This is a genomic window from Bradyrhizobium sp. SZCCHNR3119 (genome assembly GCF_032487775.1).
Taxonomy (GTDB): Bacteria; Pseudomonadota; Alphaproteobacteria; order Rhizobiales; family Xanthobacteraceae; genus Bradyrhizobium.
In genome coordinates this window covers 396,673-418,280 of the sequence record NZ_JAUEUV010000001.1, presented here as the reverse complement: position 1 = coordinate 418,280, position 21,608 = coordinate 396,673, and the positions used below count along the sequence as shown (strand labels likewise).

The 21,608-nt window shown below is 64.1% G+C and carries 17 protein-coding genes; 2 read left to right on the top strand and 15 right to left on the bottom strand.

Annotation, left to right across the window (positions count from 1 at the left end):
- Positions 1-1,557, bottom strand: a complete 1,557-nt coding sequence (locus QX034_RS02020) for an NADH-quinone oxidoreductase subunit NuoF (protein WP_315705495.1) — start codon at positions 1,555-1,557, stop codon at positions 1-3.
- Positions 1,554-2,030 carry a formate dehydrogenase subunit gamma gene (locus QX034_RS02015; RefSeq protein ID WP_315705496.1) on the bottom strand — a complete coding sequence of 159 codons (477 nt, stop codon included), beginning with the start codon at positions 2,028-2,030 and terminating at the stop codon, positions 1,554-1,556. The genes QX034_RS02020 and QX034_RS02015 overlap by 4 nt, the downstream gene beginning before the upstream one ends.
- Before the next feature lie 242 nt (positions 2,031-2,272).
- Between QX034_RS02015 and QX034_RS02010 the strand changes: the two genes are divergently transcribed.
- Complete coding sequence (locus QX034_RS02010) at positions 2,273-3,166, top strand: LysR family transcriptional regulator (protein ID WP_315705497.1); 894 nt, start codon at positions 2,273-2,275, stop codon at positions 3,164-3,166.
- 26 nt (positions 3,167-3,192) lie between these two features.
- On the opposite strand, the gene QX034_RS02005 is transcribed toward QX034_RS02010, so the two are convergent.
- The 13 genes from QX034_RS02005 to QX034_RS01945 form a co-directional block, all read right to left on the bottom strand.
- Entirely contained in the window at positions 3,193-3,615 is a 423-nt protein-coding gene (locus tag QX034_RS02005) for an ester cyclase (protein ID WP_315705498.1), read from the bottom strand.
- Between the two features lie 72 nt (positions 3,616-3,687).
- Entirely contained in the window at positions 3,688-4,989 is a 1,302-nt protein-coding gene (locus QX034_RS02000) for a sorbosone dehydrogenase family protein (RefSeq protein ID WP_315705499.1), read from the bottom strand.
- Positions 4,990-5,158: 169 nt separating this feature from the next.
- A complete protein-coding gene (locus QX034_RS01995) occupies positions 5,159-5,671 on the bottom strand; it encodes an isoprenylcysteine carboxyl methyltransferase family protein (protein ID WP_315705500.1) in 513 nt (170 codons plus the stop codon).
- Positions 5,672-5,968: 297 nt separating this feature from the next.
- The gene (locus QX034_RS01990; protein ID WP_315766729.1) at positions 5,969-8,293 is read right to left on the bottom strand and encodes a PAS domain-containing sensor histidine kinase; all 2,325 of its coding nucleotides are present in this window, start codon (positions 8,291-8,293) and stop codon (positions 5,969-5,971) included.
- Positions 8,294-8,501: 208 nt separating this feature from the next.
- On the bottom strand, positions 8,502-9,890 hold the full coding sequence (locus QX034_RS01985) for a cation diffusion facilitator family transporter (protein WP_315705502.1): 1,389 nt from the start codon (positions 9,888-9,890) through the stop codon (positions 8,502-8,504).
- 111 nt (positions 9,891-10,001) lie between these two features.
- The gene (locus QX034_RS01980) at positions 10,002-10,970 is read right to left on the bottom strand and encodes a zinc-binding alcohol dehydrogenase family protein (RefSeq protein ID WP_315705503.1); all 969 of its coding nucleotides are present in this window, start codon (positions 10,968-10,970) and stop codon (positions 10,002-10,004) included.
- A 132-nt stretch (positions 10,971-11,102) separates the two neighbouring features.
- The gene (locus tag QX034_RS01975; RefSeq protein WP_315705504.1) at positions 11,103-11,519 is read right to left on the bottom strand and encodes a CBS domain-containing protein; all 417 of its coding nucleotides are present in this window, start codon (positions 11,517-11,519) and stop codon (positions 11,103-11,105) included.
- A gap of 295 nt (positions 11,520-11,814) precedes the next feature.
- A complete protein-coding gene (oxlT, locus tag QX034_RS01970; RefSeq protein ID WP_315727854.1) occupies positions 11,815-13,122 on the bottom strand; it encodes an oxalate/formate MFS antiporter in 1,308 nt (435 codons plus the stop codon).
- Positions 13,123-13,392: 270 nt separating this feature from the next.
- Entirely contained in the window at positions 13,393-14,679 is a 1,287-nt protein-coding gene (oxlT, locus tag QX034_RS01965; RefSeq protein WP_315705506.1) for an oxalate/formate MFS antiporter, read from the bottom strand.
- A 298-nt stretch (positions 14,680-14,977) separates the two neighbouring features.
- A complete protein-coding gene (locus QX034_RS01960; protein ID WP_315705507.1) occupies positions 14,978-15,115 on the bottom strand; it encodes a hypothetical protein in 138 nt (45 codons plus the stop codon).
- Between the two features lie 233 nt (positions 15,116-15,348).
- Positions 15,349-16,626, bottom strand: coding sequence for a formyl-CoA transferase (frc, locus tag QX034_RS01955; protein ID WP_315705508.1), 1,278 nt, complete (start codon positions 16,624-16,626; stop codon positions 15,349-15,351).
- Between the two features lie 64 nt (positions 16,627-16,690).
- Complete coding sequence (oxc, locus tag QX034_RS01950) at positions 16,691-18,421, bottom strand: oxalyl-CoA decarboxylase (RefSeq protein WP_315705509.1); 1,731 nt, start codon at positions 18,419-18,421, stop codon at positions 16,691-16,693.
- Between the two features lie 56 nt (positions 18,422-18,477).
- Positions 18,478-19,209 carry a GntR family transcriptional regulator gene (locus tag QX034_RS01945; RefSeq protein ID WP_315705510.1) on the bottom strand — a complete coding sequence of 244 codons (732 nt, stop codon included), beginning with the start codon at positions 19,207-19,209 and terminating at the stop codon, positions 18,478-18,480.
- A 187-nt stretch (positions 19,210-19,396) separates the two neighbouring features.
- On the opposite strand from QX034_RS01945, the gene QX034_RS01940 reads away from it, so the two are divergent.
- Positions 19,397-21,541 (top strand): acetate--CoA ligase family protein, encoded by a 2,145-nt coding sequence (locus QX034_RS01940; protein WP_316185556.1) that lies wholly within the window; start codon positions 19,397-19,399, stop codon positions 21,539-21,541.
- Positions 21,542-21,608 lie beyond the last annotated feature (67 nt).

The following is a 21,608-nucleotide window of genomic DNA, read 5'->3' as shown; positions in this document are numbered from 1 at the left end:
TTACTCCGCCGCTTGCAGGCGCGGCTGCTGCGGTCCGAAATCTTCGCGGAAGTGTTTGAGCGCGCTGAGCACCGGATAAGGCGTGAAGCCTCCGAGCGCGCAGAGCGAGCCGAGTTTCATGGTGCTGCAGAGGTCTTCGACCAATGCGATGTTGTCCGAGACGCGGTCGCCGCGTCGGATCTTGTCGATGGTTTCGACCCCACGGGTCGAGCCGATGCGGCAGGGCGTGCATTTGCCGCAAGACTCGATCGCGCAGAATTCCATCGCGAACCGCGCCTGCTTGGCCATGTCGACCGTGTCGTCGAACACGACGATGCCGCCGTGACCGATCAGGCCGTCGCGGGCGGCGAAGGCTTCGTAGTCGAACGGCGTGTCGAACAGCGCGCGCGGGAAATAGGCCCCGAGCGGCCCGCCGACCTGTACCGCCCGCACCGGGCGCCCGGTGAAGGTGCCGCCGCCGATCTCGTCGACCAGTTCGCCCAGCGTGATGCCGAATGAGGTCTCGAACAGCCCGCCGAACTTGATGTTGCCGGCAAGCTGGATCGGCATCGTGCCGCGCGAGCGTCCCATGCCGAAATCGGCGTAGGTCTTGGCGCCTTCGTCCAGGATGTAGGGAATCGCGGAAAACGACAGCAGGTTGTTGATGACTGTCGGCTTGCCGAACAGGCCGTGATGCGCGGGCAGCGGCGGCTTGGCGCGGACGATGCCGCGCTTGCCTTCCAGGCTCTCGAGCAGCGAGGTTTCCTCGCCGCAGACATAGGCGCCGGCGCCGGAGCGCACTTCGAGATCGAACGCGAAGTTGGAGCCGGCGACCTTGTCGCCGAGCAGGCCGGCCTTCCTGGCAATGGCGATCGCTTTCGTCATCGCCGCGATTGCGTGCGGATATTCCGAGCGGGTGTAGATGTAGCCCTTGGTGGCGCCCACCGCGATGCCCGCGATCGTCATGCCCTCGATCAGGACGAAGGGATCGCCTTCCATCAACATGCGGTCGGCGAAGGTGCCGCTGTCGCCTTCGTCGGCGTTGCAGATCACGTATTTGCGGTCGGCCGCCGTCTGCGCCACCGTCTTCCACTTGATGCCGGTGGGGAAGCCGGCGCCGCCGCGGCCGCGCAGGCCGGAGGCCGTGACCTCGGCGATGATCTCATCGGGTTTCAGAGTGAGCGCGCGTGCGAGGCCGCGATAGCCGCCATGGGCGCGGTAGTCGTCGAGCGAGAGCGGATCGACGACGCCGCAGCGGGCGAAGGTGAGGCGGGTCTGCCGCTTCAGCCAGGGGATATCGTCCGTCTTGCCCAGCGCGAGCGGATGCGCCTTGCCGGCGACAATGGCGTCCAGCAGCGATGGGACGTCGGCAGTCGTGACCGGACCGAAGCCGAGGCGGCCGTTGGGCGTGGCGACTTCGACCAGCGGCTCCAGCCAGTACAGGCCGCGGGAGCCATTACGAACGATCTCGATGGTGAGGCCGCGCTCGAGCGCCGCACCATGCAGCGCGCTCACAACCTCGTCGGCGCCAACCGCAAGCGCCCCGGCATCGCAGGGAACGAACAGACGCAGGCTCATCGTTGGGCCTCCGACACGAGGGCATCGAGCCGGGCTTCGTCAAGCCGTCCGACCAGGCGCCCGTCCAGCATGGCCGACGGTGCGGTGGCGCAGAGTCCGAGGCAATAGATCGGCTCCAGGGTAACGCGCTCATCCGGCGTCGTGTTGCCGATAGCGACACCGAGCTTGGCTTCGGCGCGGGCGGCCAGAGCATCGCCACCGGCAGCCTGGCAGGCCTCCGCGCGGCACAGTTTCAGCACATGCCGCCCGGCGGGCTTGGCCCGGAAATCATGGTAGAAGGTGAAGACGCCGTAAACTTCCGCGCGCGACAAGTTCAGCGCGGAGGCGATCATCGGCAGCGCCTCCTCCGGAATGTAGCCGAAGGCCTCCTGCAGCGCGTGAAGGATCGGCAGGGCCGCACCCTCCATCTGGCTGTGCTGGGCGATGATCTCGGCGCCGCGCGCCGCCTCCCAAGGTTCGTAGACCGGCGTCATTCTTGTCCCATCGATACGTTGCTGGCTTGCCTTGATGAGAATTGGAATTGGTCCAAATATCAATAAAGCAGTCCCGTGCTGCGATAGCGAAAGACAATCGAAGGATCGCTAAATTTGGACCCAAAACAGGCGCTTAGCGGCCGGTTGTCGCAGCTTTGCCATGTTGCGACCGCGTTCGCCATGCTAATGAAACCCATGCCGTCCATGCGCCCGGCGGCACAACTTCCGGGAAGGCCTCGTTTTTGATCGACAAGCTCGAACTTCTGCTCGCGCTCGCGAAGGAGCGGCATTTTGGCCGCGCCGCGGAGGCCTGCGGCGTCACCCAGCCGACCATGTCGACCAGCATCAAGCAGCTCGAGGAGATCCTCGGAGTGATGCTGGTGCAGCGCGGCTCGCGTTTCCAGGGCTTCACGCCGGAGGGGGAGCGGACGCTGGACTGGGCCCGGCGCATTGTCGGCGATTTCCGGGCGATGCGGCAGGAAATCAATGGGCTGAAGGACAAGCTGTCCGGCGAAATCCGGATCGCGGCGGTGCCGACCGTGCTCGGCATGGTTGCGTCCTTGACGACACCGTTCCGGGCGCGTCATCCGGACGTACGGTTCCGCATCATGTCCTGCACCTCGGCCGACGTGCTTGGGCTGTTGGAAAATCTCGAGGTGGACGCCGGCCTCACCTATATCGAGAACGAGCCGATCGGGAAGGTGCGCACCATCCCGCTTTACAACGAGAGCTATCGGCTCCTGACCGCGCCGGATGCCATGTTCGGGGATCGCGACGAGGTGACGTGGAAAGAGGTCGGGCAGGTGCCGCTCTGCCTGCTGACGCCCGACATGCAGAACCGCCGCATCATCGATCGCGCGCTCCGCGCCGCGGGCAGCGAGGTGGCGCCGACGCTGACCTCCAATTCACTGCTGGTGCTCTACACCCATGTGAAGACCGGTCGCTGGGCGAGCGTGATGCCGGCCAAGCTCGCGGAGACCCTGGGGCTCGCCGACAAGGTGCGCTCGATCCCGATCGTCGATCCCGTGATCAACTACCAGATCGGGCTCGTGATCCCGCAGCGCGATCCGATGACCCCCCTCATTGCCGCGCTGGTGCAGATCGTCCGCGAGGTCGCGCCGAGCCTGCAGGCGTGATGTCCTCGCCCGTTGTTCGGCCGTGATCAGCCTATCGGGGGTGGGCTGGTCCAATGTTCCTGCGCCACGGTGTCGTTCCACGCCGACCCGATCGGCTGCAGTGTGACCCATGTTTCGGCAAGCTTGCCGCCTTCGATCCGATAGGCCTGCAGTCCTGCGCGGGTGCAGACCTTGCCGGTCGCCTGGTCGGTCCATGTCATCGTGAAGCGATACCAAGCGCGATTGTCGTGGAGCGCATGGTCGTAGACGATGATCCGGACGTCAGGTCTGTCCTGCCTCAGTCTGGCGAGTTCGGCCGCGTAGCTTTCCCGGGTGACGCTCCGGTCGCCGACCTCATCATGCCGGACGTAATGAGGGCAGACGCAGTCGGGCACCAGATCGTAGCGGCCGTCATGCCAGACTTGCTCCCACCGGTCGAACAGGTCGCGCAAGGCTGAATTGTCGGACATCATCGAACCTCTTTGGTGAGCCTATCCGTCCAGCAGCCGTCATGCTGGTTTGCGCGAGTTGTCGCGCGGCGCTCACGCCCCCGTGACGCGCCAGATGCAATCGCCGACGTCGTCGGCCACCAGCAGCGAGCCGGCGGGGCCGAGCGTGACGCCGACCGGCCGGCCGTAGGAGACGCGCTCGTCCGGGGCGAGGAAGTCCGACAGGATGTCGCGTGGCGGCCCTGACGGACGGCCGTTCTCGAACGGGATGAAGACGACCTTGTAGCCAGAGAGCTTGCTGCGATTCCAGGAGCCGTGCTGGCCGATGACCATGCCCTGGGGAAAGCCCGGCAAGTGGCCGGCCGGCATCCAGCACAAGCCGAGCGAAGCCGTATGGCCGCCGAGCGCGTAGTCCGGCGTGATCGCGGTGGCGACCATGGCCGGGTCCTGCGGCACGCGGTCGTCGACCGTCTTGCCCCAATAGCAATAGGGCCAGCCATAGAAGCCGCCCTCGCGCACCGAGGTCAGATAGTCGGGCGGAGTCTCGTCGCCGAGGCCGTCGCGCTCATTGACCACGGTCCACAGCACGGCGGTGGTCGGCTCGAAAGCGAGGCCGACGGGGTTGCGCAGGCCTGAGGCGAAGATGCGGCTCTCGCCGCTAGCAACGTCGAGCTCATAAATGCAGGCGCGGCCTTGTTCGACCTCGAAGCCCATCTCGGCGATGTTGGTGAGCGAGCCGACACCGCAATAGAGCTTCCTGCCGTCAGCGCTCGGCAGCAGGCTCCGGGTCCAATGGCCGCCGGGCTTGAAGGTCGTGAGCCGCCGCCCTTGCGCGGTGATGCGGTCCGCCCCGGCGGTGTAGGGGAAGGCCATGATGCCGTCGGTGTTGCCGACATAGAAAGTGTCGCCGAGCTGGGCCATGCCGAACGGCTGGTTCAAGCCCTCCATGAATGTCGTCTGGATTTCGGCGACACCGTCGCCATTGTCATCGCGCAGACGTGTGATGCGGTTGGCGCTGACGCCGAGCGCCGCCGCGCGCCGCATCGTGGCCTGCATCGCATAGTCAAAGACGCTCCTGGGCGATCGTGCGACCTGCGTCGCCTCGGCGACGAGCACGTCGCCATTGGGCATCACGTTGATCCAGCGCGGATGCTTCAGGCCGGTCGCGAAGGCATTGACCTTGAGCCCGGCTGCTGCCGTGGGGACGTGTCCCGCGCTCCAGCCCTGCGCGGTCGGCATCTTCAAGGTGGGGAGCGCACCTTGCGGCTTGGCGGCGGGGATCTGCGGCTGCTGGCCCCAGGCCGGCTTCGGCGTGTCACCCTGGAGCCGGCGCCACTGCAGCGCGGCGCCGCCGACCAGCGCGACACCGCGCGCAACGATGCTGGAAAAGCTCATGGGGTTCCCCTGTCGAATTTCTGCGCTCCGGCTGCCCAGCCGGCAAAACGCCCCCGATTAGACGCATTGTCGATCTGCAAGTCTACCGGCCGACGGCGCCGCCGATCGCATAGCTCCATCGCGTGCCACGGTCATGACAGTATGTGGTCCCTGCGCGGCAGCGGAGCGTTCAGTAGTCCGTGAAGGCCTTGCGCATCACCGCTTCCTCCTGCCGGATGCGTAAGGTGAGCGGGACGGCATAGATGATCAGGCCGGCGACCAGCGTCACGAAGGCGTGCAGCGTCAGCGCATAGCCGATCAGCTCGGGAAGGATGTTGAGGAAGTAGTTGGGGTGGCGCACGGCCCGGAACAACGGATGCGTGACCAGCTGATGATCGCGGGCGATGAACAGTTTCACCGTCCAGAACCGCCCGAGCAGCCGCGACACCACGAACAGCATCACTGCGCCGAACAGGTAGATGACGAAGCCGACCGCACTGATCACATCGAGCGGCGCGGCGCGGACGATGCCCTCGGCGGTTGCGGCGAGATAGAATGCAACATGGGCAATCGCGAGCCAGCGCGAGACCGACGCGCCATATTCGGTCGCGCCTTCCGCGCGCAGGCGCTTCTCGTTTCTGATGGAGACGGCGAGCATCGCGAAGCGATACGCGAAGGCGGCGACGATGAAGAGATACAGCACGGGAGATCCATTGTTCGGGAGGCCGCTAGCCATAGTTGCCGGCGTGTTGAACCGTCAACCATGATGATGTGCAAGCATCACGAAAGCACGTGACAGCCCCGTGACTCAGCTACTGCATGCCGCGAGTAGGAAGCATGCATGCCTCTGTCATTGCGGGCGAAGCAATCCGCAGGATCTGCCGGTCCGGCAGTCTGGATTGCTTCGTCGCTCCGCTCCTCGCAATGACGAGCGGATAGGGCGATGGGAATCCCCAAATGCCGCCGCCTGAAACGTGTAGCAGACGCGGCCTGGTCGCGCTCACGCCGCGACGGGCATCGCCGCACCGTCTTTGACTGCATCGCGCGGCAGGGTCACGCGCACCACAGTGCCGGCCTCGAGCTTGGAGCGCAGCCGCATCGAGCCGCCATGCAATTGGGCGAGCGAGCGCGCGATCGCCAGCCCCAGCCCCGAGCCGTGATAGGTCTTGGTCATCTGGCTTTCGACCTGCTCGAACGGGCGCCCGAGCCGCGCCAGCGACTGCGGCGCAATTCCGATGCCGGTGTCGGCGATGACGAGGACGATCCTGTCCTCGAACACGCGGCTGCGCACCGTGACGCGGCCGCCGTCAGGCGTGAACTTCACCGCGTTGGAGAGCAGGTTGACGATGATCTGCTTGGTCGCGCGGCGGTCGGCCACGATCGGAACGCTGCCGCCGATCTTGGCGTCGAGCTCCAGGCCCTTGTCGTGGGCGCGGCCCGAGACGACGCGCAGCGACTCCGCAAGCGTCGTGGCGAGATCGAGCGGCTCCATGTCGAGCTTCATGCGGCCGGCTTCGATCTTCGACATGTCGAGGATGTCGTTGATCACCTCGAGCAGATATTGGCCGGAGGTCAGGATGTCGTGGCAGTATTCCTGGTATTTCTCCGAGCCGAGCGAGCCGAACATGCCGCTGCCCATGATCTCGGAGAAGCCGATGATGGCGTTGAGCGGCGTGCGCAGCTCGTGGCTCATATTGGCGAGGAATTTCGACTTGGTCTGGTTGGCTTCCTCGGCGCGGGTCTTCTCTTTGGAATATTTCTCGGCGAGATCGGCGAGCTCGATCGCCTGGCGCTCCAGCGCGGCCTGCGAGCGCTGCAGGTCGATGACGGTCGCCCGCAGCCGCAGATCGTTGTCGATCAGCCTCTGTTCGTGCTCCTTGATGCGGGTGATGTCGGTGCCGACCGAGACATAGCCGCCGTCCTTGGTGCGCCGTTCGCTGATATGCAGCCAGCTGCCGTTATCGAGCTGGGCCTCGAAGGTGCGCGCGCCCGGGACTTGCGGGCCGCTGTCGTGCAGCCGGGTGCGGACCTCCGGCATCTTGCCGACCTCGATCACGGTCTCATAGGAGGTGCCGGGGATGACCGCCGAGTCCGGCAGCTTGTGCAGGCTCTGGAAGTGCGAGTTGCAGAGCACGAGCCGGTTGCTCGCGTCCCACAGCACGAAGGCCTCAGGGATGGTCTCGATCGCGTCGCGCAGCCGCAGATCGGCTTCGACGGACTTCTCGGCGAGGCTCTTCTGCTCGGTGATGTCGACCGCGATGCCGATCAGGTGCAGGCCGGACTCGGTGGCGCCGTGGCTGAGTTCGCAGCGCACCCGCAGCCAGATCCAGTGGCCGCCGGTATGCCGCATCCGGAAGCTCTGGTCGATATGGTCGATCTCGCTCGCGACCAGCTGATCGGCGATGGCGAACAGGTCGATATCGTCGGAATTCACCAGCGCATTGACCTCGCCGAAGGTGAGGAGATCGCTGCGATTGTCCAGGCCGAGCATCGCAAACATCGAGTTCGACCAGAAGATGCGGCCGCGCGACAGGTCCCAGTCCCACAGTCCGCAGCGGCCGCGGTTGAGCGCGGTGTCGATGCGGCCGCGCACGGCGTCGTTGATGAGGTCGCCTTCGCGGGCGCGGGTGGACTGCCAGTGGAAGGCGAAGCCGAGGATCAGGACGACGAAGCCGGTAGTGGCCGAGAGCGTCACCGACAGCGCGGCGTCCGATCCCCAGATCGGCTCGAGCTTCTCCTGGATCACGACGACCCGGCCGGGCAGCTGCTTGACGAGTTGCGAGATCGCGAGCGCGGCGCGGCCGTTCGGCAGGACGATCTCGGTGACGGTGCCCTGCAGGCCCGGCGTCGCCAGCAGCTGTGCCGTCGAGATCAGGTCGAGGATGCGGTCGTTCGCGCCGAGGCTCGCATCGACCGGCGCCCTGGCGAGAATGCGGTGATCGGCGGCGGTGACGATGACATGGCGGCCCGGGGCAACGCCCCAGGTCGGAATGAGGTCGGGCAGCAGGCTCTGCAGACGCTCGATATTGGCGAGCCTGTCGGGCTTGACCGAGAGATGGCCGATCCGATCGGTGAGGAGATCGGCAAGGGCGGCGAGGTCGCGCTTGTTGGACGCGCGCTTCTGCCGGCTCTGATCGAGCACCTGGACGAAGGCGCCGAGACAGATCGTGACCAGGAAGGCGATGATCAGAGTAGGGACAGCACGACGCAACACCGGCTCAGCGGTCAACAGCCTCTGATAGGCCGGTTTCGCGATCGATTGCGCCAACCCTTTGATCGAGTCAGAAGATTGGACGCACGCGTTCGCGGCATGCGCACGCGCCATGCTGAAGACCCCCTCAAAACTTCAGTGAACACCTAAGTTTCGAAAGAGCCCCCAGCGCTTCCGAATCAACCTGATTTGAATCCAGTTTTTGCGGACTGTCGAGAGTCAACGATTTGGTTAAGACGAATAAATCTTATCCAATGAGGAATCGCGGTGACGAAAAGCAGGCCAAACGAGTCCGAAGCGAGAACACCGTGTGAAGCCGGTGTCAGGCGTGTGGCGGTTCGGCGTGACTGATGACACGCTTCACGCCCGGGAAAGCGCGGCGCACCCCGCGCTCGATGTGATCCACATTGTCATGCACCTTGAGCACGCTCATCGACGGCGCGGCGCGGCAGTGGAAGTTGACGATCTCGCCGGCCTCGGTGTTGCGCACGCGGACATGATGGACGTCGTAGACCTCGGTCTCCGCGGCGAGGCGCTGCAGCGCGGCGGTGATTTGGCCGACGCGGTCGGGCGCGGCATCGGTGCCGAACGGCAATTCCGGCTCCAGCGGCTCGATATGGGTGTCGACCTCGACATCCGCCCCGAATTCGTCGCGGATGCTGGCCTCGAGTTGATGCGCGATGTCGTGGGCGGTCATCAGGCTCATATTGCCGTCGACCTCGAGATCGATGGCGACGATCAGCTGACCGCTGACGTCGTGGACCGTCACGTGATGGATGGCGAGGCCGGAGTTGCGTGCGATCACCATGATGCGTTCCCGCACGCTCTCATTGCTCAGCGCCACCGGCACCGTGGTGAAGGTGACGTCGGCTCCCCCGAGCTTGGCGTCGACAGCGGCCTGCGCCTTGCGCTTGATCTCGTCGACACGGTCGATCGGGTAGGTGCGAGGCACCTCGACGGTCACGTCGACGAAATGGATGGCGCCGACCAGCCGGACCCGCAAACGCTCGATGTCGACCACGCCCGCCACGGAACGGATCGCAGCGCTGGCCTTCTCTGCGGCGCCTTCGGGGGCGCGGTCGAGCAGTGTTTCTACGGTGGAGCGCGCAAGCCGAAATCCGAGGACGGAGATCATCACGGCCACCGCGATGGCAGCCGCTGCATCACCCCACCAGAAGCCGAGCCCGGCCAAGACAAGTCCGATGATGACGGCCACGGAGCCGAGCACATCGGAGGCGAAGTGCAGGGCATCGGCGGCCAGCGCCTGGCTGTGGGTCTCGTGCGCGGCACGGTGCAGCGCGCGCGCGCGCCAGAAGTTCACGGCGATGTCGATCAGGAGCACCAGGAACGGAGCCGCCGAGATCGCCGGCGCAGGAGCGGCCTCGCGGAGCCGGCCGTAGGATTCGACCAGCACGCCGCCAGCCAGGACATAGAGCAGGGCGATGACGCCGAGCGCCGACAGGCTCTCCAGCTTGCCATGCCCGTAATGGTGCTCGTCATCGGCCGGACGGTCGGAGACGCGGACCACCATCCAGGTGATCACGGTGGCGACGACGTCGACGGCGCTGTGCAGCGCCTCCGAGACCAGCGCGAGACTGCCGATGATGATGCCAACGGCGAATTTGGCCGCGGCCATGCTGGCGCTCGCGGCAATCGAGATCGCCGCGACGCGGGTCTTGCCGTGGGGAGGGTGGACAAGGCTGTCGGTCATGGGCGCGGATTTAGCAGCCCGCTCCCGGCCGTGAAAGCCGGGATCGCGCGGGAAGCGCTCTATTCACCGCGCAATCCGATTTTACTGCGTCTAAAAGTCAAGAGCACGTCGTCAGAGCGTCACGACGATCTTGCCGAGATGCTTGTTGGCCTCCATGTGCGCGAACGCCGCGCCGATATCGTCGAAGCTGAAGATGCGATCGATCGGCAGCTGCAGCGTCCGCGATTCGACCGCGCCCCAGATATCCGTCCTGACCGCGGCGAAGATCTCGCGGATCTCCTCGATCGAGCGGGTGCGGAAGGTGACGCCGATATAGTTGATGCGGCGTGCCGCATGCAGGTCGAAGTTGAAGTCGGCGTGGGTGCCGCCGAGGCGGCCGACATTGATGATGCGGCCCTTGACCTTGGTGGCTGCGAGATTCTGGTTGGCGACCTTGCCGGAGATCTGGTCGACGATCAGGTCGACGCCCGCACCGCCGGTCGCCTTCAGCACCTCATCGACCCAGCCGGGGTCGCTGGAATCGATCGCAAGATCGGCGCCGAATTCCTTCAGCCGGCCGCGGCGCGCAGGATCGGTCGAGGAGCCGATCACGAATGCTGCGCCCTTGAGCTTGGCGATCTGCATCGCCATGAGGCCGACGCCGGAGCTTGCGCCCTGGATCAACACGCTCTGACCCGGCTGCAGCGCGCCGTTGGTGATGACGGCGTTGTGCATGGTGGTGAGTGCGATCGGCAAGCTGGCGGCTTCGTCGAAATTCATGTTCGACGGCGCGAGGAACAGCCGGCCGTGATCGGCCAGCGTGTATTCGGCGAAGGCGGCCGTGCCGGATCCCATCACCTTGTCGCCGACTTTGACGCCCTTGGCTTCAGGACCGAGTTCGGCAACTTCGCCGGCCCATTCCATGCCGAGCACGGTGCCGCGGCCACCGGCCGATCCGTGAGCATGACCCTTGGTCATGCCGAGATCGGCGCGATTGAGGCCGCAGGCACGCACACGGATCAGCACCTGCGTGCCTTGCGGCGTGGGCTTCGAAACGTCGGTAAGGGCGGCGCCGTCGGCACCGTAGACATAGGCCTTCATCGAGACTGTCCCTGTCAGGCGAGAGGAGCAGGGACATTACTCGGTCGGTCGATGATGTGCATCGGCCAACACTGCATCCCGGCTGCACCGTTCGTTGATCGATGCAGCCCGCGTGAAAGCCTCAGCGTCGGCTCACGCAGCCACTGCCGCGGCGTCGTCGAACACCGCCGAGACATCGCGCATGCTGATGACGCCGGCGAGGGCGAAATCATCGATGACCGGCAGGTGGCGGATATGATGCACGTTCATCAGGTGGCGGACGTGCTCGAGCGTATCGGTGGTGCTGCACGAGATCAGCCGCTGCACCGAGATCAACTGCGACACCTTCATGTTGACGCCGGCGGCGCCATGTTGGGCAACGGCCCGGACCACGTCGCGCTCGGTGAACATGCCGACCGCCGTATTGCCCTCGGTGCGCACCACGTCCTTGACCACCAGCGCGCTGATGTTGCTGGCGCGCATCAACTGCGCCGCCACACCCACGGTTTCGTTCATACGCACAGTGACCACACGCGCTGTCTTGTTGCGCAGGATGTCTCCGACGTTCACGGCAGCCTCCCTCGTTTGTTGTGCCCGAAAGTCTGGTATACAAAATGCCAATTGTCAACGCCGATGGCTCCTCCTGCGTGTCACGGGATATGATTTAACCGACAGTGATACTTACGTATTTGAGGAGCTTGCTGCGGTCGAACCGTGGTTGCGGGCAGGAGCAGTCACCGACGGTAAATGATCTGGCATGCCAAGAAACAGCAAAACAAACGAAAAAAAGAGAGGCGCCGCTGGAGGCGCCTCTCTTCACGGTTGATGGTTGTCGTTCTCTCCGAAAGCCGGCGACGCGGTCACGTCATTCGGCTGCAACCTGGCTGACGGAGTTCTTGTTCTCGGAGACGCTCATCGATTGCCGGACCGGCCGCACCACGAACAACGCCAAGCCCACCACGATGAAGTTCATGACCGCGGCCACGAGAAACACCGCGTGCCAATTGCCGGAGTAGGTCTTGAGAACGTTGGCGAGCGGGACGCCAAAGGCGGACAGTCCCTTCGCGGTGTAGAGCAGGCTGGTGTTGGTCGTGGCGTATTTCGGCCCGAACATGTCGGTGCAGGTCGACGGGAACAGGCTGAAAATCTCGCCCCAGGTGAAGAAGATCAGGGCGGCGCAGATGACGAAGGTCCAGGGCGTGGTGCCGGCAGTGCCGAGCAGCCAATAGGCGAGACCGCCGGCCGTGAATGCGATCGCCATCGTATATTCGCGGCCGATCTGGTCCGACACCCATCCGAAGAACGGACGTGCGCCGCCATTGGCTAAATTATCGATGATGCCCGCTACGGTCAGCGTGGTCGCGCCGAACAGGAGGACCGTCTGGCCAACGCCGTAATCCTTGGCGATCAGCGCGATCTGGGCCGCTACCATCAACCCGCTCGCCGAGACGAGTACGAACATGACGTACAGGACCCAGAAGAGCGGAGATACAAGCATCTGGCCTGGCGTGCTGTTGGTCTTGGACTGCAGCACCTTCACGGCGCTCGCCGCCGGGGCTTCGCCGGGCAGCGGAGAGCGCAACAGCCAGGCCACCAGGAAGATGATGCCGCCCTGACCCAGCGCAAACCAGAAGAAGGTGTCGGCATAGCCGACGGATGCAATCATCATCTGGATCGGGATGACCGTCACCGCCGCGCCCGCACCGAATCCGGCTGCGGTACAGCCTACGGCGAGCCCCCGCCGATCAGGAAACCATTTGACGGCGTTGCCGACACAGGTCGCATAGATGCCGCCGGCTCCGACACCGGAGACGACGGCGCCGAGATAGAGCATCTCGAGCGAGTTGGCCCAGGCGTTGATGAGCCAGCCGAGCGCAACGAAAATACCACCCGCGGCGACCATCAGTTTGGGACCGCGTTGCGGGCCGAGCGAGTCGACGATCCATCCTTCGATCGGCGTAAGCCAAGTTTCCAGCGCGACGAAGATGCTGAAGGCGATCTGGATGCTTCCGACGTCCCAGGAATGGGCTTTCGCCATCGGGCTGACGAAGTAGGTCCATCCGTATTGAAGATTGGCGATCATGGCCATGCAGACAACGCCAATGACGAGCTGCATCCATCGGAAAGCGTTGGATGACCCTTGAGTGGGTCCAGTGGCGGCGCTGATGGTCATTCCATTTCCTCCCGCACGCGCTGTCTGATCGCGACTTGGTGTCGCGAGATTGTGGTTTATTGTCGCAAGCGTCGAAGTAGCTTGGTATATATTATTCCAGGATGCAAGCGCGTTTTCTGTGCGGGTGGGCTTTGGTTGCGGCGCGTCATCCGGCTCGCGTCGTAGATGTCGAAAAGCACGCGATCGGCCGTGCCCGCTTTCAATCTCCACGAGTCAAAAGAAAACGCCCGGCCTTGCGGCCGGGCGCTCCAGAAAAGGTCGTGAAAAGTCTTAGACGTTGGCCTTTGCGATCACATTTCTCCGCCACGGCTTGAGCACCGCGATGGCCAATAGCGACGCCAGGATATTGGCGCCGGCCGCCATCAGGAACACCCCGTCCCAATTTCCCGCCGATTGCTGCACATAGTTTGCGATCGGCACCAGGAGCGCCGCGGTTCCTTTTGCGGTGTAGAGCAGGCCCGCATTGGTGGTCGCGAATTTCGAGCCGAACGTGTCGGTGCAGGTCGAGGGGAAAAGCGAGTAGATCTCACCCCAGGCAAAGAACACGAAGCCCGAGAGGATGACGAACCAGACCGGATTCTGGCCGAACATGTACAGCGCCCAAATCCCGATCCCCTCCATGCCGAAAGCGATGAACATGGTGTTCTCACGCCCGATCTTGTCGGAGACCCAGCCGAAGAAAGGCCGCGTCAGGCCGTTCAGGACCCGATCGATGGTTGCGGCGAAAGTCACCGCCGTCAGTGTCATGCCGGCGAGCGTGACGGGGACGCTATCGATCTTCCAGTCGACTCCGATCGGTTTCAGATTGGCGGTCACCATCAATCCCCCGGCGCCGACAATGACGAACATGAAATACATCAACCAGAAGATCGGGTGACGGATCACTTCCGGCGGCGTGTAGTTCCGTCGTGTCTGCACCAGGTTGCCGGTCTGAACTACGGCTGGGACTTGTCCGGACTTCGGTGCGAGCAGCAGGAAGGCGAGGAGGACGATGATGATTCCTTGTCCGAGCCCGAAGTAAAGGAATGTGCTTTGGAAGCCGGAATCCCGAATCATGGCCTGGATCGGCGCAACGGTGAGCGCAGAGCCGGCGCCGAAGCCGGCTGCCGTGATGCCGGCAGCCAGACCCCGCTTGTCGGGAAACCATTTCAGGGCGTTGCCGACACAGGTGCCGTAGACGCCGCCGGCGCCGATGCCCGCGACGATCATGCCGAGATAGTAGCCATTGAGCGTCGTCGCATGCGCATTGATCGTCCAGCCGATCGCGCAGAGGATTCCGCCGACGAGGACCACGATGCGCGGACCGTATTTGTCGACGAACCAGCCCTCGACCGGCACCAGCCATGTCTCGAACAGCACGAACAGCGTGAATGCCCACTGGATCGATGCGCGATCCCAACCAAATTTTTTCTGAATGTCAGGGACGAAGAATGTCCAGCCATATTGGTAGTTGGCGATCATCACCATTGCGGCGACGCCGATCGCCAATTGTGTCCAGCGATAGGTATCGCTGACCCGTCCGGCCGCAGGGGCCCTCGCTTGAACCACGTCTGTCATATCGCCTCCCGATTCGCGCCTTCTGATTGTATGGGCACGCTGCGGAGAGCATCTTTGTATTCACAATGCCAAGGTTCAAGCGGCAGACGACTGCCGCGCGAAAATGCCGCAGATCAGTTCGAGCATGATCTAACGGGCGTGGCGCGGTGTCCCAAGCGCATCGTGCCTTCGAGAGGCAATGCGCAACGGGATTGATCACGGTGGAAAAAGAATCGCGGTGGAAAAAGAAATGGCCCCGGAAGCCGGGGCCGTTCTTGGGGCGCAGAACTTCGCGCCGTGCCGGATCGCCTAGAGGATCTTACAGACCGACCCGCGGCACGTCACCGTTGCGGATCTGAATCTCGGCGAAGGTCATCAACCAGCGGTCGATCGCGGCCAGGAGACGGCCGAACACGGATACGGGCTGGACGAAGGGAAGGGCAGCAGTCTTGGCCATGGCTCTCTCTCATCAACGTGGTCACTTTCTGAGAGCAATTTACGTATACCAGATACCAGAGACAATTGGTTTTATTGCATAGCGGTATGAACTCTGTGCAGTGCAACAATATACCGCGATTTGGATTTTCAATCGATTCTGGAACTTTTAATGCAAATAAGCCGCCCAACAGGGCGGCTTATGGCAATTACGGTGCTGGTCAGTGGTAATTCGGGAGGGGGCTTGGTCGCCGCTTACTCCGCGGCTTCCTTGCGCGGGGGAGCCAGCGCGCCGGAATCGTGGATTTCGGCGACCTGGTGATCCCCGAAGCCGAGCACCTCGCGCAGGATCTCGTCGGTGTGCTCGCCGAGCAACGGCGACCGCTTCACATCCGCCGGGCTGTCTGACAGCTTGATCGGGTTGCCGACCGACAGGTACTTGCCGCGGGTCGGGTGATCCACCTCGACCAGGGTGCCGGTCTTGCGCAGCGACTCGTCCTCAGCGATCTCCTTCATCGACAGGATCGGGCCGCAGGGGATGTCGAACTCGTTGAGGATCTCCATGGCCTCGAACTTGGTCTTGGTCATGGTCCACTGCTCGATGCGGCCGAAGATCTCGTTCAGGCGCGGCAGGCGGGCTGCCGGCTTGGCGTAGTTCGGATCGGTCTTCCAGGTCGGCTCGCCGATCACGTCGCAGATCTTCTCCCAGACCGGAGCCTGGGTGATGAAATAGATGTAGGCGTTCGGATCGGTCTCCCAGCCCTTGCACTTGAGAATGCGGCCGGGCTGGCCGCCACCGGAATCATTACCGGCGCGCGGCACGGCATCGCCGAACGGAACGCCCTCGCCGAACTGGCTGTATTCCTTCAACGGGCCATGGGCGAGGCGTTGCTGATCGCGCAGCTTGACGCGGCAGAGGTTGAGCACGCCGTCCTGCATTGCCGCCGTCACGCGCTGGCCGCGGCCGGAGTGGGTGCGCTGATACAGCGCGGTGACGATGCCGAGCGCCAGGTGCAATCCGGTGCCGGAATCGCCGATCTGGGCGCCGGTCACCAGCGGCAGGCCGTCGCGGAAGCCGGTGGTCGAAGCGGCGCCGCCGGTGCACTGCGCGACGTTCTCATAGACCTTGCAGTCTTCGTACGGGCCGGGGCCGAAGCCCTTGATCGAGGCGACGATCATTTTCGGATTGATGCTCTGGATCTTCTCCCAGGGGAAGCCCATGCGATCGAGTACGCCGGGGCCGAAATTCTCGACCAGCACGTCGCACTTCTTGATCAGCTCGGTCAGCACCTCCTTGCCCTTCGGGTTCTTGGTGTCGAGCGTGATCGAGCGCTTGTTGTGGTTGAGCATGGTGAAATACAGGCTGTCCACGTTCGGGATGTCCTGCAATTGCCCGCGGGTGATGTCGCCCACGCCGGGGCGCTCAACCTTGATCACGTCGGCGCCGAACCAGGCCAGCAACTGCGTGCAGGTCGGTCCGGACTGGACGTGGGTGAAATCGAGAATGCGAACGCCCTCGAGCGCCTTGGTCATGTGTTTCTCTCCGTAACTGAATGGTCATCCCGCGCGAGCGGGCGTTGATGGCCGGCGGGTCGCCTTACTTCTTCTTGAGCACGCTCTGCGGATTGAGGTTGCCGATGCGGCCGCTCTCGGAGCCAGCCGCCGGATCGATCACAGCGTTGATCAAGGTCGGCTTGCCCGAATCCATCGCCGCGTTGACGGCGCGCTTCAATTCGTCCGGGCTGGTCGCGTTGACGCCGACACCGCCGAAGGCCTCCATCATCTTGTCGTAGCGGGCGCCCTTGACGAACACGGTGGTGGCGGGGTCGCTGCCGCCCGCATTGACGTCGGTGCCGCGATAGATGCCGTCATTGTTGAAGATCACGACGCAGACCGGCAGGTTGTAGCGGCAGATGGTCTCGACCTCCATGCCGCTGAAGCCGAAGGCGCTGTCGCCCTCGATGGCCAGCACCGGCTTGCCGGTTTCGACGGCCGCGGCGATCGCCGTGCCCATGCCGATGCCCATCACGCCCCAGGTGCCGACGTCGAGGCGCTTGCGCGGCTGGTACATGTCGATCACACCGCGGGCGAGGTCGAGCGTGTTGGCGCCTTCGTTGACCAGGATCGCATCGGGGCGTTCCTTGATGATGGTGCGGAGCACGCCGAGCGCGCCGTGATAGTCCATCGGCGAGTTGTTGTTCATCAGGCGCGGCGCCATCTTGGCGACGTTGTCCTCGCGCTTCTTCTGCACCGATGAGGTCCACTCGACCGGGGGAGCCGGCCAGTTGCTGCCCATCGCTTCGGTGAATGCTGATACGACCGAGCCGATGTCGCCGACCACGGGGGCCGCGATCTCGACGTTGGAGTCCATCTCCTTCGGCTCGATGTCGACCTGGATGAACTTCTTCGGCGCATCGCCCCAGCTCTTGCCCTTGCCATGCGACAGCAGCCAGTTGAGCCGGGCGCCGATCAGCATGACGACATCCGAGTCCTTCAGCACGGTCGAACGTGCCGCGCCCGCGCATTGCGGATGCAGGTCGGGCAGCAGGCCCTTGGCCATGCTCATCGGCAGGAACGGCACGCCGCTCTTTTCGACGAAATTCTTGATCGCCTCGTCGGCCTGCGCATAGGCCGCGCCCTTGCCGAGGATGATCAGCGGGCGCTTTGCATTCTTCAACAAGTCGAGCGCGCGCTTGACGGCGGATGGGGCAGGGAGCTGGGCCGGTGCGGGATCGATCACCTTGACCAGCGATGCGGCGCCGGCCTGTGCGTTCATGACCTGGCCGAACAGCTTGGCGGGCAGATCGAGGTAGACGCCGCCGGGACGGCCGGAGACAGCGGCACGGATCGCGCGCGCGAGGCCGATGCCGATGTCCTGGGCGTGCAGCACGCGGAACGCGGCCTTGCAGAGCGGCTTGGCGATCGCGAGCTGATCCATCTCCTCATAGTCGCCCTGCTGCAGGTCGACGATCTCGCGCTCGGAGGAGCCCGAGATCAGGATCATCGGGAAGCAGTTCGTCGTGGCGTGCGCCAGCGCGGTCAGGCCGTTCAGGAAGCCGGGCGCCGAGACGGTCAGGCAGATGCCCGGCTTCTTGGTGAGGAAGCCGGCGATCGCCGCGGCATAGCCGGCATTCTGCTCATGACGGAACGAGAGCACGCGGATGCCTTCTGCCTGCATCATGCGGCCGAGATCGGTGATCGGAATGCCCGGTACGTTGTAGACCGTCTCGATCCCGTTCAGCTTCATGGCGTCGATGACGAGGTGGAAACCGTCGGTGAGGTCTTCTTGGGTGTCCGGTGCCTCGGCCTTGATCGCGGTCTGCGCCATGCGCTTCATCTCCCTGGTACTATCGAAGGCGCCTCGCGCGTCTTCTTTGTTGAACGTCAGCTGAACAATTCCTGGCCGTGCGTCTCGACATAGGTCGCAAGGCCAAGCGTGTGGTCGCGGGCGCGCTTCTCGGCGAGCTCGGTGTTGCGCTCTTCCAGCGCTTCGATGATCGAAAGATGCTCGGGCAGCGACGCCGCGATGCGGTCGACGCGCCCGATCGTGAGTTGCCGATAGCCGCGCACGTGGAGCAGAATGTCGTTGGTCATGTCGACCAGAACCGGCGACTCCGACAGCGAGATCAGCGCCTGATGGAAGGCGATGTTGGCCTTGGAGTATTCCTCGATATGATCCTGCGGCAGGCGGTCCGGACCGAAATCCTTGAAGAAGTCGCGCAGCGCCGAGATGTCCTTCTTGCGCGCGGTGGTGGTGATCAGGCGCGCGGCCATGCTCTCCAGCGCGGCCCAGGCGCGGATCATGTCGACGATCTCGCTCTTGGTCCGCCTGACCACGATGATGCCGCGGCGCGGCACGGTCTTCACGAAACCGTCCTGCTCCAGCATCGCGATCGCTTCGCGGATCGGCGTGCGGCTGACGCCGAGGCGCTCGGACAAAGCGCGCTCGTCGAGCATCACCGGTTCCGGGCTCGCGTAGATGTCCATCTTGAGGATGGCTTCCTTCAAGGCCTCGTAGGCCTTGTTCTTGAAGCTCGTCTCCGGGGCGATGCGAGCGATCGCGATGTCAGCCTCGGCCATCGGCGGCAATGCCTTAGTTGGTTTCTGCGTCGACAAGACCAATCTCCTCTCCAGCGGGAGACGTCTTCATACAGCAATTTACTGTCAAGTTTTTTGGCATGCCAGATGCCAGACTGTCAAGCTGAGTGATTTTTCAGCGTTTCCACATCTTCGCTGCGCTTGACAAACTTTGTGTCTGGCATACCAAATGCCATAAACACGTGCCCCCAAGGGAGGAAGCCCCATGTCTGACGCCGCGATACCCAACGCCAAGGCCACCATCCGCGAGGTTCTCGATCGGGTGAAGGCCGACAAGCGCACCAGCCTGACCGCGCCGGAAGGCAAATTGGTGTGCGATGCCTACGGCATCCCGGTGCCGAAGGAAGGCGTTGCCAAATCGGCCGCCGAGGCGGCCAAGATGGCGTCTGACATGGGCTTTCCGGTGGTGATGAAGATCGTCTCCCCCGACATCCTGCACAAGACCGAAGCGGGCGGTGTGATCGTCGGGGTCAAGACCGCCGACGATGCCCAGAAGGCCTATGAGACCATTCTCGGCAACGCCAAGAAGTACAAGGCCGACGCCAAGATCGAAGGCATCCAGGTGCAGCAGATGCTGACCGGCGGCACCGAGGTGATCGTCGGCTCGATCACCGATGGCTCCTTCGGCAAGCTGGTCGCCTTCGGCCTCGGCGGCGTGCTGGTCGAAGTCCTGAAGGACGTGACCTTCCGCCTGGCGCCCGCGACCAAGGACGATGCCCTGTCGATGCTCGACGGCATCCAGGCCCATGAAATGCTCAAGGGCGTGCGCGGCGGCGAGGCCGTCAGCCGCGAGGCGCTCGCCGACGTCATCGTCAAGGTCTCGCAGCTCGTCAGTGATTTCCCCGAGATCGTCGAGCTCGACCTCAACCCGGTCTTCGCCACCAAGAACGGCGCGATCGCGGCCGACGTCCGCATCGTCGTCGATTTCGACTACAAGCCGCGTCCGGCGCCGCGCTCGAACGAGGAAATCGTCACCGCGATGAACCGGATCATGAAGCCCTCCGCGGTCGCCGTGATCGGCGCCTCCGCCGAGGACGGCAAGATCGGCAATTCGGTGATGAAGAACCTGATCAACGGCGGCTACAAGGGCGCGATCTATCCGATCCACCCCAAGGCCTCCGAGATCCTCGGCTACAAGGCCTATAAGAGCGTCAAGGACGTGCCCGGCGTGATCGACACCGCGGTGTTCGCGATCCCTGCGAAGTTTGTCGCAGCTGCGCTCGCCGAATGCGGCGAGAAGCAGATCCCCGGCGCGGTGCTGATCCCGTCGGGCTTCGCGGAGGCCGGCGCGCCCGAGCTGCAGGCCGAGATCGTCGAGGTCGGCAAGAAGTACAACATCCGCCTGATGGGGCCGAATATCTACGGATTCTACTACACGCCGGCCAATCTCTGCGCCACCTTCTGCACCGCTTACGACGTCAAGGGCCACGCGGCGCTGTCGTCGCAGTCGGGCGGCATCGGCATGGCCATCATCGGCTTCTCGCGTTCGGCCAAGATGGGCGTCTCCGCCATCGTCGGCCTCGGCAACAAGTCGGACATCGACGAGGACGATCTGCTCGCCTTCTTCGAGCAGGACCCGAACACCAACCTGATCGCCCAGCACTGCGAGGACCTGAAGGACGGCCGCGCCTTTGCCGAAGCCGCCAAGCGCGTCTCCAAGAAGAAGCCGGTCGTCGTGCTCAAGGCCGGCCGCACCTCGGCCGGCGCCAAGGCCGCCTCGTCGCACACCGGCGCGCTTGCCGGCAACGACAAGATCTACGAGGACGTGCTCAAGCAGTCCGGCGTGATTCGGGCGCGCAGCCTGCGTCAGCTGCTCGAATTCGCCCGCGGCGTGCCGGTGCTGCCGACGCCGAAGGGCGAGAACGTCGTCATCATCACCGGTGCCGGCGGCTCCGGCGTGCTGCTGTCCGACGCCGTCGTCGACAACGGCATGTCGCTGATGGCGATGCCTGCTGATCTCGATGCGGCGTTCCGCAAGTTCATCCCGCCGTTCGGCGCGGCCGGCAACCCGGTCGACATCACCGGCGGCGAGCCGCCGATCACCTACGTCAACACGGTCAAGCTCGGCCTGTCGGATGACCGCATCCACGCGCTGATCCTCGGCTACTGGCACACGATCGTGACCCCGCCGATGGTGTTCGCCCGCAACATGGTCGAGGTGAAGAAGGAGATGGAGGCCAAGGGCTTCGTCAAGCCGATCGTGGCTTCGCTCGCCGGCGACGTCGAGGTCGAGGAGGCCGCCGAATATCTCTACCAGAACGGCATCCCCGCCTACGCCTATTCGACCGAGCTGCCGGTCGAGGTGCTGGGCGCCAAGTATAAATGGGCGCGCGGGGCAGGGCTGCTCTGAGCTCGCTCTAAGCTAACGACGGCCAACGACGCCGCTCCGGGACGACCGGGGCGGCAGTCGTAGCGAT

Coding starts and splice junctions, on each gene's coding strand:
- QX034_RS02015 (WP_315705496.1), bottom strand. CDS start 2,030: ATGACGCCGGTCTACGAACCTTGGGAGGCGGCGCGCGGCGCCGAGATC.
- QX034_RS02000 (WP_315705499.1), bottom strand. CDS start 4,989: ATGAGCTTTTCCAGCATCGTTGCGCGCGGTGTCGCGCTGGTCGGCGGC.
- QX034_RS01940 (WP_316185556.1), top strand. CDS start 19,397: ATGTCTGACGCCGCGATACCCAACGCCAAGGCCACCATCCGCGAGGTT.
- QX034_RS01960 (WP_315705507.1), bottom strand. CDS start 15,115: ATGGCCAAGACTGCTGCCCTTCCCTTCGTCCAGCCCGTATCCGTGTTC.
- QX034_RS01980 (WP_315705503.1), bottom strand. CDS start 10,970: ATGAAGGCCTATGTCTACGGTGCCGACGGCGCCGCCCTTACCGACGTT.
- QX034_RS01985 (WP_315705502.1), bottom strand. CDS start 9,890: ATGACCGACAGCCTTGTCCACCCTCCCCACGGCAAGACCCGCGTCGCG.
- oxc (WP_315705509.1), bottom strand. CDS start 18,421: ATGGCGCAGACCGCGATCAAGGCCGAGGCACCGGACACCCAAGAAGAC.
- frc (WP_315705508.1), bottom strand. CDS start 16,626: ATGACCAAGGCGCTCGAGGGCGTTCGCATTCTCGATTTCACCCACGTC.
- QX034_RS01990 (WP_315766729.1), bottom strand. CDS start 8,293: ATGGCGCGTGCGCATGCCGCGAACGCGTGCGTCCAATCTTCTGACTCG.
- oxlT (WP_315705506.1), bottom strand. CDS start 14,679: ATGACAGACGTGGTTCAAGCGAGGGCCCCTGCGGCCGGACGGGTCAGC.
- QX034_RS02005 (WP_315705498.1), bottom strand. CDS start 3,615: ATGTCCGACAATTCAGCCTTGCGCGACCTGTTCGACCGGTGGGAGCAA.
- QX034_RS02020 (WP_315705495.1), bottom strand. CDS start 1,557: ATGAGCCTGCGTCTGTTCGTTCCCTGCGATGCCGGGGCGCTTGCGGTT.
- oxlT (WP_315727854.1), bottom strand. CDS start 13,122: ATGACCATCAGCGCCGCCACTGGACCCACTCAAGGGTCATCCAACGCT.